The sequence below is a fragment of the Streptomyces sp. NPDC007189 genome, assembly GCF_040703635.1.
GTDB lineage: Bacteria > Actinomycetota > Actinomycetes > Streptomycetales > Streptomycetaceae > Streptomyces.
The window spans coordinates 331,434-349,713 of sequence record NZ_JBEYEY010000002.1; the positions used below are offsets into that span (position 1 = coordinate 331,434).

Annotated in this window: 14 protein-coding genes; 6 read left to right on the plus strand and 8 right to left on the minus strand. The window is 71.2% G+C overall.

Going from position 1 to position 18,280, the window contains the following annotated elements:
* Nucleotides 1–328: 328 nt before the first annotated feature.
* The 5 genes from ppdK (at nt 329) to AB0950_RS04635 (ending at nt 7,623) form a co-directional block, all read left to right on the plus strand.
* The gene (ppdK, locus tag AB0950_RS04615; protein ID WP_360144216.1) at nt 329–3,049 is read left to right on the plus strand and encodes a pyruvate, phosphate dikinase; all 2,721 of its coding nucleotides are present in this window, start codon (nt 329–331) and stop codon (nt 3,047–3,049) included.
* Nucleotides 3,050–3,882: 833 nt separating this feature from the next.
* Complete coding sequence (locus tag AB0950_RS04620) at nt 3,883–4,419, plus strand: hypothetical protein (protein WP_366777786.1); 537 nt, start codon at nt 3,883–3,885, stop codon at nt 4,417–4,419.
* Between the two features lie 216 nt (nt 4,420–4,635).
* On the plus strand, nt 4,636–5,898 hold the full coding sequence (locus AB0950_RS04625) for a sugar ABC transporter substrate-binding protein (protein WP_366777787.1): 1,263 nt from the start codon (nt 4,636–4,638) through the stop codon (nt 5,896–5,898).
* Entirely contained in the window at nt 5,895–6,797 is a 903-nt protein-coding gene (locus tag AB0950_RS04630) for a sugar ABC transporter permease (protein WP_361990621.1), read from the plus strand. Before AB0950_RS04625 ends, AB0950_RS04630 begins: the two co-directional genes overlap by 4 nt.
* Nucleotides 6,790–7,623, plus strand: coding sequence for a carbohydrate ABC transporter permease (locus tag AB0950_RS04635; protein ID WP_360144204.1), 834 nt, complete (start codon nt 6,790–6,792; stop codon nt 7,621–7,623). Before AB0950_RS04630 ends, AB0950_RS04635 begins: the two co-directional genes overlap by 8 nt.
* A gap of 25 nt (nt 7,624–7,648) precedes the next feature.
* On the opposite strand, the gene AB0950_RS04640 is transcribed toward AB0950_RS04635, so the two are convergent.
* The 5 genes from AB0950_RS04640 to AB0950_RS04660 form a co-directional block, all read right to left on the minus strand.
* Nucleotides 7,649–8,413, minus strand: a complete 765-nt coding sequence (locus AB0950_RS04640; protein ID WP_360144201.1) for a glucose 1-dehydrogenase — start codon at nt 8,411–8,413, stop codon at nt 7,649–7,651.
* 71 nt (nt 8,414–8,484) lie between these two features.
* Nucleotides 8,485–9,069, minus strand: coding sequence for a helix-turn-helix domain-containing protein (locus AB0950_RS04645; protein WP_360144198.1), 585 nt, complete (start codon nt 9,067–9,069; stop codon nt 8,485–8,487).
* Nucleotides 9,070–9,112: 43 nt separating this feature from the next.
* Nucleotides 9,113–9,463 (minus strand): nitrite reductase small subunit NirD, encoded by a 351-nt coding sequence (gene nirD, locus AB0950_RS04650; protein ID WP_360144195.1) that lies wholly within the window; start codon nt 9,461–9,463, stop codon nt 9,113–9,115.
* Complete coding sequence (nirB, locus tag AB0950_RS04655; protein WP_360144192.1) at nt 9,460–12,060, minus strand: nitrite reductase large subunit NirB; 2,601 nt, start codon at nt 12,058–12,060, stop codon at nt 9,460–9,462. The genes nirD and nirB overlap by 4 nt, the downstream gene beginning before the upstream one ends.
* A complete protein-coding gene (locus AB0950_RS04660) occupies nt 12,060–13,277 on the minus strand; it encodes an FAD-dependent oxidoreductase (RefSeq protein ID WP_360570933.1) in 1,218 nt (405 codons plus the stop codon). The genes nirB and AB0950_RS04660 overlap by 1 nt, the downstream gene beginning before the upstream one ends.
* A 282-nt stretch (nt 13,278–13,559) precedes the next feature.
* On the opposite strand from AB0950_RS04660, the gene AB0950_RS04665 reads away from it, so the two are divergent.
* Nucleotides 13,560–14,342, plus strand: coding sequence for a TSUP family transporter (locus AB0950_RS04665; protein ID WP_360144186.1), 783 nt, complete (start codon nt 13,560–13,562; stop codon nt 14,340–14,342).
* A 36-nt stretch (nt 14,343–14,378) separates the two neighbouring features.
* Here AB0950_RS04665 and AB0950_RS04670 read toward each other — a convergent pair whose 3' ends face one another.
* The 3 genes from AB0950_RS04670 to AB0950_RS04680 form a co-directional block, all read right to left on the minus strand.
* Entirely contained in the window at nt 14,379–15,017 is a 639-nt protein-coding gene (locus tag AB0950_RS04670; protein ID WP_360570937.1) for a class F sortase, read from the minus strand.
* Nucleotides 15,018–15,759: 742 nt separating this feature from the next.
* A complete protein-coding gene (locus AB0950_RS04675) occupies nt 15,760–16,266 on the minus strand; it encodes a hypothetical protein (protein ID WP_360570939.1) in 507 nt (168 codons plus the stop codon).
* A gap of 294 nt (nt 16,267–16,560) precedes the next feature.
* Complete coding sequence (locus AB0950_RS04680; protein ID WP_360144177.1) at nt 16,561–18,213, minus strand: M4 family metallopeptidase; 1,653 nt, start codon at nt 18,211–18,213, stop codon at nt 16,561–16,563.
* Nucleotides 18,214–18,280: the final 67 nt, after the last annotated feature.

Consider the following 18,280-nt stretch of genomic DNA (forward strand, 5'->3'; position numbering starts at 1 on the left):
ATAAGGGTTGCGCTCAGATGAGCGGATCTTGGGCGACTGCACTTCTCCAAGGGGTGGCACTGGGTGCCACCCCTTGATCGTTCATCGATCGAACTCAGACGTGCGGGATGGCCGCTCATGTGAGCGGAAGAGAGGTCTTCAGGAGGTAGTTGTATTCAAGAAGTGAACACATTCGACGGTGTCGGCTTGCCAAGCCTTGACTTTCGATCCGCTGGCGGACGACTGGTTACAGGCGCATGACGCACAAGTGGACGTACCGATGTTCCTTCGATCTGGGTATGTTCCTCGCCGTCAGGGCAGCCACCGCGGCCTCAAGGAGTCGAGACCCGTGTCGGAAAACAAAGGACCCCACGTAGTGAAGTTCGTTTACGACTTCACCGAGGGCAACAAGGACCTCAAGGACCTCCTCGGCGGCAAGGGCGCCAACCTCGCCGAGATGACCAACCTCGGTCTGCCGGTCCCTCCCGGCTTCACCATCACCACCGAGGCCTGCAAGGTCTACCTCGAGAGCGGCGAGGAGCCCGCGGCACTGCGTGACGAGGTGAGTGCGCACCTCGAGGCGCTCGAGGCCCGTATGGGCAAGAAGCTGGGCCAGCCCGACAACCCTCTGCTGGTCTCCGTCCGCTCGGGCGCCAAGTTCTCCATGCCCGGCATGATGGACACGGTCCTGAACATCGGCCTGTCCGACAAGTCGGTTCAGGGCCTGGCCAAGCAGGCCGGCGACGACCGCTTCGCGTGGGACTCCTACCGCCGCCTGATCCAGATGTTCGGCAAGACCGTCCTCGGCGTCGACGGCGACCTCTTCGAGGAGGCCCTCGAGGCGGCCAAGGAGGCCAAGAAGGTCACGGTCGACACCGATCTGGAGGCCGCCGACCTGAAGAAGCTGGTCACCAAGTTCAAGAAGATCGTCAAGGCGGAGGCCGGCCGGGACTTCCCGCAGGACCCGCGCGAGCAGATGGACCTCGCCATCAAGGCGGTCTTCGACTCGTGGAACGGCGAGCGCGCCAAGCTCTACCGCCGCCAGGAGCGCATCCCGCACGACCTGGGCACCGCCGTCAACGTCTGCTCGATGGTCTTCGGCAACCTCGGCCCCGACTCCGGCACCGGCGTCGCCTTCACCCGCGACCCCGCCTCCGGCCACCAGGGCGTCTACGGCGACTACCTGCAGAACGCCCAGGGCGAGGACGTGGTCGCGGGCATCCGCAACACCGTCCCGCTGGCGGAGCTGGAGAAGATCGACAAGAAGTCGTACGACCAGCTCATGCAGATCATGGAGACGCTGGAGAACCACTACAAGGACCTCTGCGACATCGAGTTCACGATCGAGCGCGGTCAGCTGTGGATGCTCCAGACCCGCGTCGGCAAGCGCACCGCCGGCGCCGCCTTCCGCATCGCCACCCAGCTGGTCGACCAGGGCCTGATCGACGAGACGGAGGCGCTCCAGCGCGTCACCGGCGCCCAGCTCGCCCAGCTGATGTTCCCGCGCTTCGACGAGGACGCGAAGGTCGAGCAGGTCGCGCGCGGCATCGCGGCCTCGCCGGGCGCGGCGGTCGGCAAGGCGGTCTTCGACTCGTACACGGCCGTGAAGTGGTCCCGCTCCGGCGAGAAGGTCATCCTGGTCCGCCGCGAGACGAACCCCGACGACCTGGACGGCATGATCGCGGCCGAGGGCATCCTGACCTCCCGCGGCGGCAAGACCTCCCACGCGGCCGTCGTGGCCCGCGGCATGGGCAAGACCTGTGTCTGCGGCGCGGAGGAGCTGGAGGTCGACACCAAGCGCCGCCGTATGACGGTCCCCGGCGGCCACGTCGTCGAGGAAGGCGACGTCATCTCCATCGACGGCTCCTCCGGCAAGGTCTACCTGGGCGAGGTCCCGGTGGTCCCCTCCCCGGTGGTGGAGTACTTCGAGGGTCGGATGCACCCCGGCGCCGACGACGCGGACGAGCTGGTCGAGGCGGTCCACCGCATGATGGCCTTCGCCGACCGCAAGCGCCGCCTGCGCGTGCGCGCCAACGCCGACAACGCCGAGGACGCGCTGCGCGCCCGCCGCTTCGGCGCCCAGGGCATCGGCCTGTGCCGCACGGAGCACATGTTCCTCGGTGACCGCCGCGAGCTGGTCGAGCGCCTGATCCTGGCGGACACGGAGGAGGAGCGCGAGGCGTCCCTGAAGGCCCTGCTGCCGCTCCAGAAGAAGGACTTCGTGGAGCTGTTCGAGGCGATGGACGGCCTGCCGGTCACGATCCGCCTCCTCGACCCCCCGCTGCACGAGTTCCTCCCCGACATCACCGAGCTGTCGGTCCGCGTGGCGCTGGCGGAGTCCCGCCAGGAGCCGCACGAGAACGACCTCCGCCTGCTCCAGGCGGTGCACCGGCTGCACGAGCAGAACCCGATGCTGGGCCTGCGCGGCGTACGCCTCGGCCTGGTCATCCCCGGCCTGTTCACCATGCAGGTCCGGGCGATCGCCGAGGCGGCGGCGGAACGCAAGGCGGCCAAGGGCGACCCGCGCGCCGAGATCATGATCCCGCTCGTCGGCACGGTCCAGGAGCTGGAGATCGTCCGCGAGGAGGCCGACAAGGTCGTCGCGGAGGTCGAGGCGGCGACGGGCACGCAGCTGAAGCTGGCGATCGGCACGATGATCGAGCTGCCGCGCGCCGCGCTGACGGCGGGTCAGATCGCCGAGGCGGCCGAGTTCTTCAGCTTCGGCACGAACGACCTGACGCAGACGGTGTGGGGCTTCAGCCGCGACGACGTGGAGGCCTCGTTCTTCACCGCGTACCTGGAGAAGGGCATCTTCGGCGTCAGCCCGTTCGAGACGATCGACAAGGACGGCGTCGGCTCCCTGGTGAAGGCGGCGGCGGAGGCGGGCCGGCGCACCCGCCCCGACCTCAAGCTCGGCGTCTGCGGCGAGCACGGCGGCGACCCCGAGTCCGTCCACTTCTTCCACGAGGTCGGCCTGGACTACGTCTCCTGCTCCCCCTTCCGCATCCCGGTCGCCCGCCTCGAGGCAGGCCGCGCGGCGACGCAGTCGGAGGGCAGCGACCACCGCTAGGCCCTTCCGGCCCCGCAGGACCCCGAAGCCGCCGCCGGTCCCCGACCCTCACCGATCGGCGGCGGCTTCGGCGCACGAAAGAGGAGAGGCGGCACCCCGTGCGGGGGGTGCCGCCTCTCCGTGCGTCGGACCGGTCCGAAGCCTTAGTGCCCTCGCCGTGCCCCCCATCAGGCCACCCGGAGCCCTGTTGTGTGCTGACCGGCTCATATCCACCTGCTGGGTCTCCGCCTGCCACGCCGAGTACCGCGACGCCGCCTGGGGCCGCTGGTCGCCTACCTCGACTTGATCGAGCAAGCGAAGCCCCTCCGGCCGATGACGCCCGCCAAACGGGTGGCCCTGGCCGAAGCCAACGCCGCCCGCCGCGGCCCGACCCACCGGCGACGTCCGCTGCCGGGGGCCACACGACGGGCCGTCGGCCTGCGTGCGGACGGCCCGGCAAGCCGAAAAGGCCTGCCAGGCAAACTGACGGGCCGTCATGAAAAATGTGAGCCCAATTACTTTATCGCCGGATCTCCAGAGGCGCCATCGGTGCTGATCCACGTGTCGGAGACAGGCCAGCATCTGGCCTAACAATGCAGGTCGGACCGTTATCGCAGGCAGTTCGCACGGAAAGCGTGTTGAAGCTGGATGCAGCTCAACGTTTGCATCCTCGAACCCATCGGACAGTTTCCTCGGCTATACGAGGAGAGAGAGGACGCAAAATGTCCCCGAATCGCAAGGCGACGCGCAACCGGCCCGAAGGCGAGGGTACTCCCTCGCGTCACTCCCGGCTGGGCGCGAGGACGGCGGCCCTGATCGTGCTCGGCGGAGTGGTGGGTCTCTCGTCAGCGCCCATGGCGCACGCCGCAGCTCATGATTCGCTCAAGACCTTCCGCTCAAGCGGCACCTTCACCGTCGCCAAGGATGACGCTGACGCTGCCGAGGACCGGTCGGAGGCCAGGGATGAGGCGGAGGACCGGTCGGAGGCCAAGGGCGAGGCCGAGGACCGGTCGGAGGCCAGGGCTGAGGCGAAGGACCGGTCGGAGGCCAAGGACGATGACGACGACCGGTCGGAGGCCAGGGACGAGGCGGAGGACCGGTCGGAGGCCAAGGACGATGACGACTGCCGGTCGGACGTCAAGGGTGAGGCGGAGGACCGGTCGGAGGCCAGGGACGAGGCCGAGGACCCGTCGGAGGCCAAGGACGATGACGACGACTGGTCGGACGTCAAGAATCATGAGGGCGACTGGGCGGAATTCTACGACGACGGCTTCCAGATCGTCGTTGTCGTCAACAACAACAACAATAACAACAACGGCGCCAATGCCAACAACAACAACAATAACAACAACGGCGCCCGCACCGCCAACAACACCAACAACAACGTCTGATTTCAGGGTCCGGGCGGATGGAAAAGCCATCTGCCCGGACCGTGATTTTCCGCGGCGCTCCGGGCCGGGGCGCCGTGGATCCTGCCGAGGTGTGGCCCGGCGCCCGTACTGACCGATGGCATACGGCCACAGCCCCCCTTCCGTAATCAGGACGCATGGCTGATCGTTGGGCCGTGCATCGATGAGGAAGACGAGCGACGGCAGGGGGCGCCAACGATGACGATGAGCCGTAGGGGAGTGCTGGCCGCGGGGGCCACGGCGGGGGCCGGGCTGCTCGCCGCCTGCGGGTCCAACACCGGGCGCGGGGGCGGGGGGTCCGGCACCGGGCTGTCCCAGTGGTACCACCAGTACGGCGAGACCGGCACCGAGCAGGCCGTGCAGCGGTACGCCGCCGCCTACAAGAAGGCGCACGTGACCGTGCAGTGGCGGCCGGGGAACTACGACCAGCAGACCGCCGCCGCCCTGCTCACCGACTCCGGGCCGGACGTCTTCGAGGTCAACGGGCCGACCCTGGACCAGATACAGGGTGGGCAGGTCGTCGACCTCACCGATCTGATCGAAGGGGTCAAGGACGACTTCAATCCGGCCGTGCTCACGCCGAAGACGTACGACGGCCGGGTCTGGGGCATACCGCAGGTCATCGACATGCAGATGCTCTACTACCGCAAGAGCCTGCTGAAGGACGCCGGGGTCGAGCCGCCCGCCACGCTCGACGCGCTCGTGGACGCCGCACGGGCGCTCACCAGCGGCAAGGTCAAGGGACTGTTCCTCGGCAACGACGGCGGAGCGGGCGTGCTCGGCGGCACGCCCCTGTACGCCGCGGGGCTGCGGCTCGTCACCGAGGACGGCAAGGTCGGCTTCGACGACCCCGCCGCCGCCCGCACCCTCGGCAAACTGCACCGGCTGTACGCCGACAAGTCCCTCCTGCTCGGCGCGCCCGCCGACTGGTCCGACCCGTCCGCGTTCCTCCAGGGGCTGACCGCGATGCAGTGGTCCGGACTGTGGGCGCTGCCGCAGGTGCAGAAGGAACTGGGGGACGACTTCGGCGTCCTGCCCTTCCCGAAGGACGGCGGCGCGGGCCGGCCCTCCGTACCCGTGGGGGCGTACGGCTCCGCCGTCAGCGCGCGCGGCAGGCACAAGGCGGCCGCCAAGGAGTTCGTGCGCTGGCTGTGGGTCGAACGCACCGACTTCCAGGAGGACTTCGCGCTGTCGTACGGCTTTCACATCCCGGCCCGGATCTCCCTCGCGAAGAAGGCCGCCAAGCTGCGCTCCGGCGCCGCCGCCGACGCCGTGCGCTTCACCACCGACCACGGTTACGCCCAGCCCCTGCTGTGGACGCCGGCCGCCCAGACCGCCTACCAGGACGCCCTCAGCCGGATCATCAGGAGCGGAGCCAGTCCCGAGAGCGAACTGCGGGCCGTCGTACGGAAGGTGACCGCCGAACTCGACCGCGTGAAGAACGCGAAGAAGAACTCGTGAGGCGGCGCAGGACCCTGTGGTTCTGGGTGTTCGTGGGGCCCTTCGCGCTCGGGCTCGCGGTGTTCACCTACGTTCCGCTGCTGTGGAGCGTGGGCCTCAGCTTCTTCGACGCCCACAACACGGTCACGCCCACGCACTTCGTCGGCCTGGACAACTACACGGCGATGCTGCGGGACGACGCGTTCGTCGACAGCCTGAAGACCTTCCTCGTCTTCACGGCCTTCATCGTGCCGGTCACCTACGTCTTCTCGCTCTCCCTGGCCCTGATGGTCAACCGGCTCAGGCGCGCCCGCGCGTTCTTCCGCTCGGTCTTCTTCCTCCCCGCCGCGTGCAGTTACGTCGTCGCCGCGCTGGTGTGGAAGATGTCACTCTTCAACGGGGTGCGGTTCGGGCTCGCCAACACCGTCCTCGGGTGGTTCGGCGGGGACCCGGTGGCCTGGCTGTCCACCACCGATCCGCCCTGGTACTGGCTGGTCATCGTGACCGTACGGCTGTGGCTGCAGGCCGGTTTCTACATGATCCTCTTCCTCGCCGGGCTGCAGCGGATCGACCCGGTGCTGTACGAGGCGGCCGCCGTGGACGGGGCCCGGCCCGGCTGGACGGTGCTGCGCCACATCACCCTGCCCCAGCTGCGGGCCACCTCGGTCGCGGTGCTGCTGCTGCTCGTCGTCAACGCCTTCCAGGCCTTCGACGAGTTCTACAACCTGCTGTCCGACGCCCGGGGTTACCCGCCGTACGCCCGGCCGCCGCTCGTCTACCTCTACTACACCGCCCTCGGCCAGGGGCAGAACCTCGGCCTGGGCAGCGCGGGCGCGGTGATCCTCGCGCTGATCATCGCGGTCGTCACGGTGGGCCAGGCCCGGTGGCTGCGGCTGGGAAGGACGGACGCCGATGGATGAGGCCCTGGTGCGGGCCGGGCGGGCGCTCAGACTGGTGCTGCTGATCGCGCTCGCCCTGCTCTTCCTGATCCCCTTCTATCTGCTGCTCCGCAACGGGCTGTCCCGCGAGCAGGACATCACCTCGCCCGAATGGACCTTCTTTCCGCGCGAGGTGAGGTGGGGCAACGTCCGGGAGCTGTTCGACGATCCGTCCGTCCCGTTCGCCCGCTCCCTGGTCAACTCCGCGCTGATCGCGGTCGCGACCACGCTGGGCACCCTGCTCCTGGCCTCGCTCGCCGGCTACGGCCTCGCCCGCATCCCGTACCGGCACGCGAACAAGGTCTTCTACGGCATCCTGGGCACCCTGCTGGTCCCGGCCGCCGTCACGTTCGTACCGAGCTTCGTGCTGGTGTCGTCGCTGGGCTGGATCTCCACCCTGCGCGGGCTGATCGTGCCGACGCTGTTCTCCGCGTTCGCCTGTTTCGTCTTCCGCCAGTACTTCCTGGGTTTCCCACGGGAACTGGAGGACGCGGCGCAGGTCGACGGGCTCGGGTACTGGCGCACGTACTGGCTGGTGGTCGTGCCGAACGCGCGGCCGGTGTTCGCCGCCGTCGGCACGATCGTGTTCCTCGGCGCGTGGAACTCCTTCCTGTGGCCCCTGGTCATCGGGCAGGACCAGAGCGCCTGGACGGTGCAGGTGGCGTTGTCGTCGTTCACGACGTCGCAGGTGATCAGGCTGCACGAACTCTTCGTCGCGGCCGTCGTGTCGATCCTGCCGTTGCTGGTGGTGTTCCTGTGCTTCCAGCGGTGGATCGTGGCCGGGGTGGAGCGCTCCGGGATCGACTGACCCCCAGCGTGAGGGCCGGCCCCGGCTACAGCGTGGCGCCGCTGTCCACGACCAGGTCGGTGCCGACGACCGAGGCGGCGTCGTCCGAGGCGAGGTAGAGGACGGCGGCGGCGACCTCCCGGGTGGTGGCGATGCGGCCGAGCGGCAGCGTGGCCCTCGCGCGTTCGGCGCGGTCCGCCTCGGTCTCGCCGGGGCGCAGGGACATGGGGGTCTCGGTGGCGCCGGGGCTGACCACGTTGATCCGGACGCCGTCCCGGATGTGGTCCAGGGCGGCGCCCCGGCTGAGCGCGGTCACGGCGGCCTTGGTCGCGGCGTAGGCGGCGGCGCCGGGGGAGGCGGTGTGGAGGCCGAAGGTGGAGGAGACGTTCACGATCGCGCCGCCCGCCGGCTGGGCGCGCATCTGCCGGATCTGCGCCTGGAGGGCCAGGAACACGCCGGTGACGTTGGTCGCGAGCTGGGTGTGCCAGTCCTGCTCCGGCAGGTCGGCGAGGGGCTGCCCGCCGCGGAAGACACCGGCGTTGTTGACCGCCACGTCGAGCGAGCCGAAGTGTTCCACGGCGGCCCGCACGAGCGCCTCGGCGTCCGCGGCCTGGGAGACGTCGGCGCTCACCGCGAGGGCCTTGCCGCCCTGTTCCTCGATGAGCGTGACAGTCTCCTCCAGCGGCTCCCGTCGCCGCCCGGCGACGACGACCCGGGCGCCCTCCGCGGCGAACGCAAGGGCGACGGCCCGTCCGATGCCGGAGCCCGCGCCGGTGACGAGGGCCGTCCGGCCGGTGAAGCGGTGCGTCATGATGATCCCCCTGTTTTTGACCGATCGATTCAATATCAAGTGAAAAAAAGGGCGCTGCCCGGCCGGATGGCTCAGTCGAGCAGCGCCAGTGCCTGTTCCGCCGCGTCCCGCACCCGCGCCGGGTCCGCCGACGCCTTGCCGACGACCCGCAGGCCCTGCATCAGCACCAGCAGGGTGCGGGCCAGGGCGAGCGGATCGCGGCCGGCCGGCAGCTCGCCCTGGCTCTGGGCGCGGACCAGCGCGGAGTGCAGCAGTGTCTCCAGGTGGTCCCAGTTGCGCTCGACGCGCCGGGCGGCGGCCGGGTCGTGCGGGGCCAGCTCGGCGGCCGTGTTGGTGATCAGGCAGCCGTTCAGCCGCAGCCGTTCGTCGGCGGCCTCCGCCGCATAGCGCCGTACGACCGCGCGGACGGCCGGCAGGGCGGGGCCCGGCTGGGACAGCTCCCGCACGATCACCGAGAGCCCCGACTCCTCGTAGCGCGCCAGCGCCTTGAGGTACAGGTCGTGCTTGTTGCCGAAGGTCGCGTACAGGCTCGCCCTGCCGATGCCGAGGTGCTCGACCAGGTCGGCCATCGACGTCGCCTCGTAGCCGCGCCGCCAGAACAGCTCGAGGGCCGACTGCAGCGCGGCGTCCGGATCGAACTCCTTGGTCCTGGCCACGCACCGCAGCCTAGGCTTTTCTGGAACGATCAGTCAAGCAATCTCAGGCCGCGCGCACCTCGTACGCAGCCACCCGCACCTCCGCGTCGTCCAGGCACTGGCCGCTGACCAGGTCGAAGCGCTGCTTCAGCAGCGGCGAGGCCACGAACGGGCGGCCGGCGTGGGTGCCGGTCAGACCGCGGGAGAGGACGGCGGCGCCGGTGAAGGGATCGCGGTTGTCGACGGCGTACAGGCGGTCGGCGCGGTCCCGGAAGAGGGCCACCTGGCGGCCGTCCGGCAGCAGGGCGGCCACCCCGCGGCCCGGCGTCAGCACGCTCAGGTCGCAGGCGGTGAACCAGCCCTCCGCCACTCGGAGCTGGACCTTCACATCGGTGGTCTCGACAGCCAGGGTCATCGGGCGCTTCCTTCCAGGACGTCGTCGGCGGGCCGCATGCCGATGTTCAGCAGCGGCAGGTCGGGCTTGATCTGGTCGCGCTCGGGGACGAAGGCGACGACCGGGTCCGGGGTGTCCGGGGCGTTCACGAAGGACACGAACCGGGCGAGCTTCTCCGGGTCGTTGATGGTCTCCGCCCACTCGTCGCGGTAGTGGGTGATGTGCGCCCGCATCAGTGCTTCCAGCTCGTCGCAGATGCCGAGCGAGTCGTGCACCACCACGTCCCGCACGTGGTCGAGGCCGCCGGGGATGCGCTCCAGCCAGGTCGAGGTGCGCTCCAGGCGGTCGGCGGTGCGGATGTAGAACATCAGGAACCGGTCGATCAGACGGACCAGTTCGGCGTCGGACAGGTCCTGGGCCAGCAGGTCGGCGTGGCGCGGGGTGGCGCCGCCGTTGCCGCCGACGTACAGGTTCCAGCCGCTCGCGGTGGCGATCACCCCGAAGTCCTTCGACTGGGCCTCGGCGCACTCGCGCTGGCAGCCGGAGACCGCCGACTTCAGCTTGTGCGGCGACCTCAGGCCCCGGTAGCGCAGCTCCAGGTCGATCGCCATCTTCACCGAGTCCTGCACGCCGTACCGGCACCAGGTGGAGCCCACGCAGGACTTCACGGTCCGCAGCGCCTTGCCGTACGCGTGGCCGGACTCGAACCCGGCGTCCACCAGCCTCGCCCAGATCAGCGGCAGTTGCTCGACCCGGGCGCCGAACATGTCGATCCGCTGGCCGCCGGTGATCTTCGTGTAGAGGCCGAAGTCGCGGGCGATCTCGCCGATCACGATCAGCTTCTCGGGCGCGATCTCGCCGCCGGGGATGCGCGGCACCACCGAGTACGAGCCGTTCTTCTGCAGGTTGGCCAGGAAGTGGTCGTTGGTGTCCTGCAGGGCGGCCTGCTCGCCGTCCAGGACATAGCCGCTCGCGCCGATCGTCGGGGCGAGCGAGGCGATGACCGAGCCGACCGCCGGCTTGCAGACCTCGCAGCCGTCGCCGCCCCGGGCGCCCTCACGGCCGTACCGGTCCAGCAGCTCCTGGTACGACGTGATGCGCAGGGCGAGGACGATCTCGTACAGCTCCTCGCGGGTCTGGGAGAAGCAGCCGCACAGGCCCTTGTCGACCTCGATCCCGGAGGCCTCCAGCTCGGCGTCGACCAGCTGGCCGAGCACCTTCACGCAGGAGCCGCAGCCGGTGCCTGCCTTGGTGCACTTCTTCACCTCGGGCACGGTGGTGCACTGGTGCTCCGTCACCGCGCCCCGGATGGTGCCCTTGCTGACGTTGTGGCAGGAGCAGATGATCGCCTCGTCCGGCAGGGCGGACGGGCCGAGCTGAGCCCCCGAGCCGGCTCCGGCGGGCAGGACGAGCGACTCGGGGGAGACAGGGGGCACCGAACCGGTCAGCGCGCGCAGGGTGCCGTACGCCTCGGCGTCGCCGACCAGGATGCCGCCGAGCAGCGTGCCGTCCGGGCCGATGACCAGCTTCTTGTACAGGCCCGCGCGGGAGTCGGAGTAGACGACGTCCAGGCAGTCCTCGGCGGTGCCGTGCGCGTCGCCGAAGGAGGCCACGTCCACGCCGAGCAGCTTCAGCTTGGTGGACAGGTCGGCGCCCGCGAAGGACGCCTCGTCCTCGGCGATGGTGGCCGCCGCCGTCTCCGCCTGCTCGTACCCGGGCGCCACCAGGCCGTACACCCGGCCGTCCGCCGCCAGCGCGCATTCGCCGATCGCGAAGACGTGCGGGTCGCTGACGGTACGGCACTGCTCGTCGACGGTGATGCCGCCGCGCTCGCCGACGGCGAGGCCGCAGTCCCGGGCCAGCTGGTCGCGCGGGCGCACACCGGCGCTGAACACCACCATGTCGGTGGCCAGTTCGGAGCCGTCGGACAGCTTCATGCCGGTGACGGCGCCGGAGGCGTCCGTGACGATCTCCTGCGTGCCCACGCCCGTGTGCACGGTCAGGCCCATGCCCTCGATGGTCCGCAGCAGCGCCGCGCCACCGCCCTCGTCGACCTGCACCGGCATCAGACGCGGCGCGAACTCCACGATGTGCGTGGTCAGTCCGAGCCCGTTGAGCGCACCGGCCGCCTCCAGGCCGAGCAGGCCGCCGCCGACCACCGCGCCGGTCGTCGCCCGCGTCTTCGCGTACTCCTCGATGGCGAGCAGGTCCTCGATGGTCCGGTAGACGAAACAGCCCTCGGCGTCCTTGTTCGGCACCGGCGGCACGAACGGGTAGGAGCCGGTGGCCAGCACGAGGGTGTCGTACGCGAAGACCCGGCCGGACCTGGCCGTCACCTTCCTGCCCGCGCGGTCGATCGTCTCGGCGGGATCGCCGACGTACAGCTCGATGCCGTGCGCGTCGATGAACTCCCGGTCGGTCAGCGACAGTTCCTCGGGGCTCCTGCCCGAGAAGTACGAGGTGAGGGCGACACGGTCGTAGGCGGGGCGCGGCTCCTCGCACAGCACGACCACGCGGTGCGTGGCGGTCAGGCCGCGCTCGGCGAGCGCTTCGAGGAAGCGCTGGCCGACCATGCCGTGGCCGACGAGCACGATCGTGGGGGTGGTGTCCGTGGACATCAGGAGCCTCCGTCGTTGGTGAGCAGGTGGAGCAGGGGGCCGCCGTCCGTCGGGAGCGGCTCTGCTCCCTCCCAGGCGCGGGCGAGCGCGCCGACGGTGCCGAGTTCGCCGACGAGGACCCCGCCGACCAGGCGGTCGTCGCGGACGACGACCTTGCGGTAGGTGCCGCGGGTGGCGTCGGCGAGCCGCACCACGTCGTCGCCGGGGCGGGCCTCGGTCTCGCCGAACGCGGCGAGGTCGAAGGGGGAGCCCGGGCCGGTGAGGGTCAGCCGGGTCAGGGAACGCGTGCCGGAATACCGGGCGCCGGCGTCGCCCGCGAGCAGCTCGGCGAGCGCTTCGGCCTGTTCCAGCGCGGGTACGGCCAGGCCGTAGACCGTGCCGTCGTGCTGGACGCAGTCGCCGACGGCGTGGATGTGCGGGTCGGAGGTGCGCAGCTCGTCGTCGACGAGGATGCCCTTGTGGACGGCGAGGCCGGCCTGTTCGGCGAGCCCGGTGCGCGGGCGCACCCCGCAGGCCAGGACGACGAGGTCGGCGTCGAGCGCGTACCCGTCGGCCAGCTCCACCGAACGGACGGCTCCCGCGATGCAGCGCACGTCCCGCACCCGGCACTCGGTGTGCACCTCGACGCCCAGGTCGGTGAGGTGCCGCAGCACCAGCCGGGAGGCGTCCGGGTCGAGCTGGCGTTCCATGAGCCGCTCGGCCTGCTGGGCGAGGACCACCTGCGCGCCGCGCACGGCGAGCGCGCGGGCGGCGGAGACGCCGAGCAGCCCGCCGCCGATGACGACCGCGCGCACCCCCGGCCGGACCGCCTTGGCCAGCCCCAGGCAGTCGTCCATGGTGCGGAACGCGTGGACGCCCTCGGGCAGTTGGTGATCGGGGGTGAACAGGCCGCGCAGCGGCGGCAGCACGGGGTTGGATCCGGTGGCGAGAACCAGGGTGTCGTATGCGATCGAGGAGCCGTCGGCGCACTCGACGGTCCGGGCGCCGCGGTCGATGCCGGTGGCCCGGGCGCGCAGCAGTCCGTCCGGCGCGGGCAGGCCGATCACCTCGGGGGCGTACCGGCCGGCCAGCACCTCCGCGAGCAGCACCCGGTTGTACGGCGGGTGCTCCTCCTCGCCGACGAGCAGCGCGGGCGTGCCCAGCTCGCCGAGCCGCCGGGCGAGCCGTACGCCCGCGAGGCCGGCGCCGATCACCACCACACGCGTATTCGAGGTCATGTCCTTGAGCGTGCGGTGCCGACGTTACCCGGCCGCATCACGTCTGTTTCCCGTGAGGAACGCTGCCCTCAGCCTGCGGCGCGTCGGCCTGTGAGGTGCGGGAGGCGAGGGGTCGTCTTTCGGGCGCGGCGCCGTCGGGGCTGGTCGCGGCCCGGGCGGGGGACTGCCGTCGCGGCGGGCCGCAGGCCGATACGGCCGTCCGGGCGGGGGACCCTCGTCGCGGCGGGCCGCATGGCGATACGGCCCCACGCCCTCCCGGGCGCCGAGGTTAAGGTCGCGATCATGTCCGACATACCCATGACGACCGTGGCCCTGCTGTGCACCGCCTCGCTGGCGGCCGGGTGGATCGACGCGGTGGTGGGCGGAGGCGGGCTGCTGCTCCTGCCGGCCCTGCTGCTCGGGCTGCCGCCGGCGACCCCGGCCGCGTGGGCGCTCGGCACCAACAAGGCCGTCGCGATCGTCGGCACCAGCGGGGCGGCGGTGACGTACGCCCGCAGGGCGCCGGTGGACGTCGGGACGGCCGTGCGCATCGGGCTCGCCGCCCTCGCCGGTTCCTCGGCGGGCGCCTTTCTCGCGGCCGGGATGAGCACGGACGTCCTCAAGCCGGTGATCATGGTGGTGCTGCTCGCGGTCGCCGCCTTCGTGATCCTGCGCCCGTCCTTCGGCACGGCTCCGGCGCCCGGACCGGCCACCCGCCGGCAGAGGCTCGCCGCGATCGGCCTGGCCGGACTGGGCATCGGCTTCTACGACGGCCTGATCGGCCCCGGCACCGGGACCTTCCTGGTGCTCGCCCTGACCGCGCTGCTCCGGCTCGACCTGGTCACCGCCTCCGCCACCGCGAAGATCGTCAACTGCTGCACCAACGCCGGCGCGCTGGCGATGTTCTCCTGGCAGGGCACGGTCCTGTGGAAGCTGGCGGCCCTGCTGGCCGTCTTCAACCTCGCGGGCGGCACCCTCGGCGCCCGCACCGCGCTCAAACAGGGCAGCGGCTTCGTCCGGGTGGTGCTGCTGACGGTCGTCTTCGCGCTGGTGGCGAACCTGGCGTACGAGCAGTGGGCGGCGTAGCGGGGCGGCAGGCCGGCGGGCCCGGTGCCGGGTCTGTCAGCGGCTCCCGGTGAGGTGCGCGAACACCACGACGTTGCCCAGGTAGCCGGTGCTCTTCGAGTAGCCGCCGCCGCAGGTGATGACGCGGAGTTCGGGGCGGGGGGCGGCGCCGTACACCTTGTCGTCGGGGAAGTTGTTCGCCGCGTACACCTCCACCGCGTCCACCGTGAACACGGCCACGGAGCCGTCCCGGCGGTCCACGTCGACACGGGCGCCCCGCTTCAGCGCGCCGAGGTCGTAGAAGACGGCGGGGCCCTCGGCGTTGTCGACATGGCCGGCGACGACCGCGGTGCCGGTCTCGCCGGGCATGGTGCCGGCCTCGTACCAGCCGGCCAGGTTCTTGTTCTGGGCGGGCGGCACGTCCAGGCTTCCGGAGCGGGTGAGGGACAGGCCCATCAGCGGGGCGTTCACGCGTATGGAGGGGATCCGGATGCGGGTGGGCACGGACGGGGCGAGGGCGGGGGCGGCGGACCGCGCGCCTCCCGGCTCCGGGCGGCCTTCGACGGCGGCCGGCTGGGGCGGCGCGTGCGTCCCGCTGGCGCCGCCGAGCAGCCACACCCCGGAGCCGAGCGCCACGACGGTGACCGCGGCTATCGCGGTGTCGCCGAGCCTGTCGTGCCTGCTTCTCCTGCGCATACCAACCTCTCCGAAGGCAGACCCCGAGCACTCCTGACGGCGGCCCTCCGGGGACCCGGAGGCGAACCCGGAAGACCTGCGGGGGCGGCCTCCGGGGGTGCCGGGGCCTCCCCGGGGGAACCCCGAGATTTCCGGCGGCGCCCTGCGAGGGCTCCCGGGGGACCTTCCGGGGCTCGGAGGGACCTTCCCGGACTCCCGTAGGTTGATCCCCGGACTCCCGGGCCGGCCCCGCGCCCGGCGGTTCTCCGGCGGCTCCCGGGGTGGATCCCCGGATGGCTTCCGGGGCGTGTCCGACGCCTCTGGAGCGGCCCCGATGGCTTCGGGGGTGCCCCACGTCTGCTGTGGCGGGCCCGCCGACTGCTGCGGCAGCCCCCGATGGCTTTCGGGGTGTGCCCCGGCGTCTGCTGGAGCGCGCCCCTGATGGCTCCCGGGTGCCCCCACGTCTGCTGTGGCGGGCCCGCCGGCTGCCGAGGCGGGCCGCGGCGACTGCTGTGGCGAGCCCCGCCGGCTGCCGAGGGTGGGCCCCGATGGTTTTCGGGGTGCGCCCCGGCGTCTGTCGTTGTGGGCCCCGATGGCTTCCGGGGTGTCCCGACGGCTTTCCCGGGCTTCCGGCGCCGCCTGTCGGGACTTGCCCGAGGCGGAGTCCGCTGGGTGGTCCCTCCCCCTCCGGGCCGCGAGGGGCTTCGGACCCGGAGGGGGTGGGACGTTGCGGTACCGGTGGACGGACAGCGGAGGGTGTCCGTCAGATCCCGTCGCCTCTCGCCCGGCGATGCAGGAGCCAGGTACCGCCCGCGGCGGCGACGGCCAGTGCCGCCACACCCGCCGTGGTCTGCACGGGGTCGGTGCCGAGTGCGCCGCCGACCCCCGTCTTCATGCTTCCCCGCGGCTGCACCTGTTCGTGCGCCGCGCTCACCGCGACCACCAGGTCGCCCGTCACCTGCCGTCCCCCCTCCGCGCACTTGGCGACGATCTCGTACGTCCCAGGCTGCGCACCCGGCGGAACCTGGAACTGACCGATCGCCTCGCCCTTGTGCGCGCTGGGCGCCAGCGTGAAGGTGCCGGCGCCGACCGCGCCCGCGTCCCCGACCGCCGAACCCTTCTCGCCGCACGCCGCGGTGTTCACCGTGACCTGGCCGCCGGGCGCCACGGTGGCGGGGTACACGTCCAGGCTGCCGGTACCGGCCCAGGCGGGCGCCGCGGCCGCCACGACGAGCGCGGTACCGGTCAGCAGACGGGCGGTGCGTAGCATGGGTGCTCCCCAGAGCTTGTCCGGCTGGTGTGTGCCCTGCCCTTCCGAGGTAACTGGCTCCGGCCCGCGTCCGCTCCCTGACGAGACGTCAGGAATGCGGTGAACGGGTGTCGCCCCCCGCCCCCCACACGGACTAGCCGCCGACGTGTTCCAGCAGGTCACAGGCGACGCGCAGGGGTCGATGAAATGGCTGTGCGAAGAGAACACGAATGGAGTGCGCCGGAACGCGGCAGGCCGGCGCCCGTCCCGGCGCCGGCCTGCCGCGTTCCGTGCGGGTCCCGGTTCGTTCGGTGCTCAGTTCACGTTGACGGCGCTCCAGGCCGCGGCCACGGCGTTGTACTCCGTGCTGCCCGCGCCGTACAGATCCTTGGCGGCGTTGAGGGTCGCCGTGCGCGCCCCCGCGTAGTTCGTCGAGGAGGTCATGTAGACCGTCAGCGCCCGGTACCAGATCTTGCCGACCTTGTCCCGCCCGATGCCGGTGACCGTGGAGCCGTTGTACGTCGGCGAGTTGTAGCTGACCCCGTTGATGGTCTTCGGGCCGCTGCCCTCCGCCAGCAGGTAGGCGAAGTGGTTGGCGACGCCGGAGGAGTAGTGGACGTCGAGGTTGCCGACCGAACTGCTCCAGTAGTCCGCCGAGTTGCCGTCCTTGGACGGCTTGTCCATGTAGCGCAGGGCGGTCTGGCCGAAGCCGGGCTTCACGATCTTCTCGCCGATGAGGTAGTCACCGGGGTCGGAGGGGTTGTTCGCGTACCACTCCACCATCGTGCCGAGGATGTCCGAGGTGGCCTCGTTGAGCCCGCCGGACTCGCCCGAGTAGGTCAGCGCGGCCGTCTTGGAGGTGACGCCGTGCGTCATCTCGTGCCCGGCGACGTCGAGGGCGACCAGCGGCCCGAACGTGGTCCCGTCCCCGTCGCCGTACGTCATGCAGAAGCAACTGTCGTCCCAGAAGGCGTTGTTGTAGTTGCTGCCGTAGTGGACGCGGTTGTACGACCCCTTGCCGTCGCCGCCGATGCCGTTGCGCCCGTGGACGTTCTTGTAGTAATCCCACGTCATGTCCGTGCCGTACTGGGCGTCGACGGCGGCCGAGGCGCGGTCGGCGGTGGTGCCGCTGCCCCAGTGGTTGTCCGCGTCGGTGAACAGGTCCGCGGGCGCCCGGCTGAGGCAGACGCTGAGGACGCACAGGTCCGTCTTGCCCCCGGCGTCACCGGTGTAGGTGTTGCCGCGCGTCGGGTCCTTGAGCTGGTACGACGACCCCGACTGCGTCGTCTCCAGCGGCACCGTCCCGCTGTACAGGGACTTGCCGTCACCGGCGGCGGTCTCGATGCTGTCCCAGGCGTCGATCTGACGGCCGGTGCGGGCGTCGGTCAGCACGGTGCGGGCGACCGGGTTGCCGAGCGAGTCCAGGCCGACGGCGTTGGTGCGCCAGGCGAGCTTCGGGGCGCCGTGCAGGGCGTCGACGACCAGCTCGGGCCTGGCCTTGACCTGCCTGAGCGCGTCGCCGAGGTGGACGGCGCGCAGCGCGTTCACGGCGAGGTCGGCGGCCTTGGTCGCCGGGACCGTCGGGAGGACCGAGTCCAAAGACAGGGTCCCGCGGGTGGCCCGGTTCGCGCTGCGGTAGGCGCCGTCGGGGGCGAGGTGGACCACGAAGTCGCCGCCCAGTACGGGCAGTCCGTGGTAGGTGCGGTCGTAGCGGACGTGCTGGGTGCCGTTGGTGTCCACGATCACGTCGCGGACGCTGGTCTGCTCGGCGGAGGTCAGGCCCAGGCTGGTGGCGTGGGCGAGGAGCGCGGACGCCGCGTTCTGGATCGCGGTGGCCCGGGTCGGTCTGGCGTCGGCGTGGGCGGTGGGGGAAAGGGCCACGGACAGCAGTGTCGCGGTGGTGACGGCGACGCCGGCGGTGGTGGCGAGACGACGGGATCCTCGGACGTGCTGGCCTATCCGGCTCATCGATCTCCTCGGGGGAAGCGCCTGGCTGGGCGTGGGGGGCGGCGCTGTCCCCAGTGATTTAAGGAGC

Coding starts and splice junctions, on each gene's coding strand:
- AB0950_RS04620 (WP_366777786.1), top strand. CDS start 3,883: ATGGCGCACGCCGCAGCTCATGATTCGCTCAAGACCTTCCGCTCAAGC.
- AB0950_RS04625 (WP_366777787.1), top strand. CDS start 4,636: ATGACGATGAGCCGTAGGGGAGTGCTGGCCGCGGGGGCCACGGCGGGG.
- AB0950_RS04635 (WP_360144204.1), top strand. CDS start 6,790: ATGGATGAGGCCCTGGTGCGGGCCGGGCGGGCGCTCAGACTGGTGCTG.
- AB0950_RS04640 (WP_360144201.1), bottom strand. CDS start 8,413: ATGACGCACCGCTTCACCGGCCGGACGGCCCTCGTCACCGGCGCGGGC.
- nirD (WP_360144195.1), bottom strand. CDS start 9,463: ATGACCCTGGCTGTCGAGACCACCGATGTGAAGGTCCAGCTCCGAGTG.
- nirB (WP_360144192.1), bottom strand. CDS start 12,060: ATGTCCACGGACACCACCCCCACGATCGTGCTCGTCGGCCACGGCATG.
- AB0950_RS04660 (WP_360570933.1), bottom strand. CDS start 13,277: ATGACCTCGAATACGCGTGTGGTGGTGATCGGCGCCGGCCTCGCGGGC.
- AB0950_RS04665 (WP_360144186.1), top strand. CDS start 13,560: ATGTCCGACATACCCATGACGACCGTGGCCCTGCTGTGCACCGCCTCG.
- AB0950_RS04670 (WP_360570937.1), bottom strand. CDS start 15,017: ATGCGCAGGAGAAGCAGGCACGACAGGCTCGGCGACACCGCGATAGCC.
- AB0950_RS04675 (WP_360570939.1), bottom strand. CDS start 16,266: ATGCTACGCACCGCCCGTCTGCTGACCGGTACCGCGCTCGTCGTGGCG.
- AB0950_RS04680 (WP_360144177.1), bottom strand. CDS start 18,213: ATGAGCCGGATAGGCCAGCACGTCCGAGGATCCCGTCGTCTCGCCACC.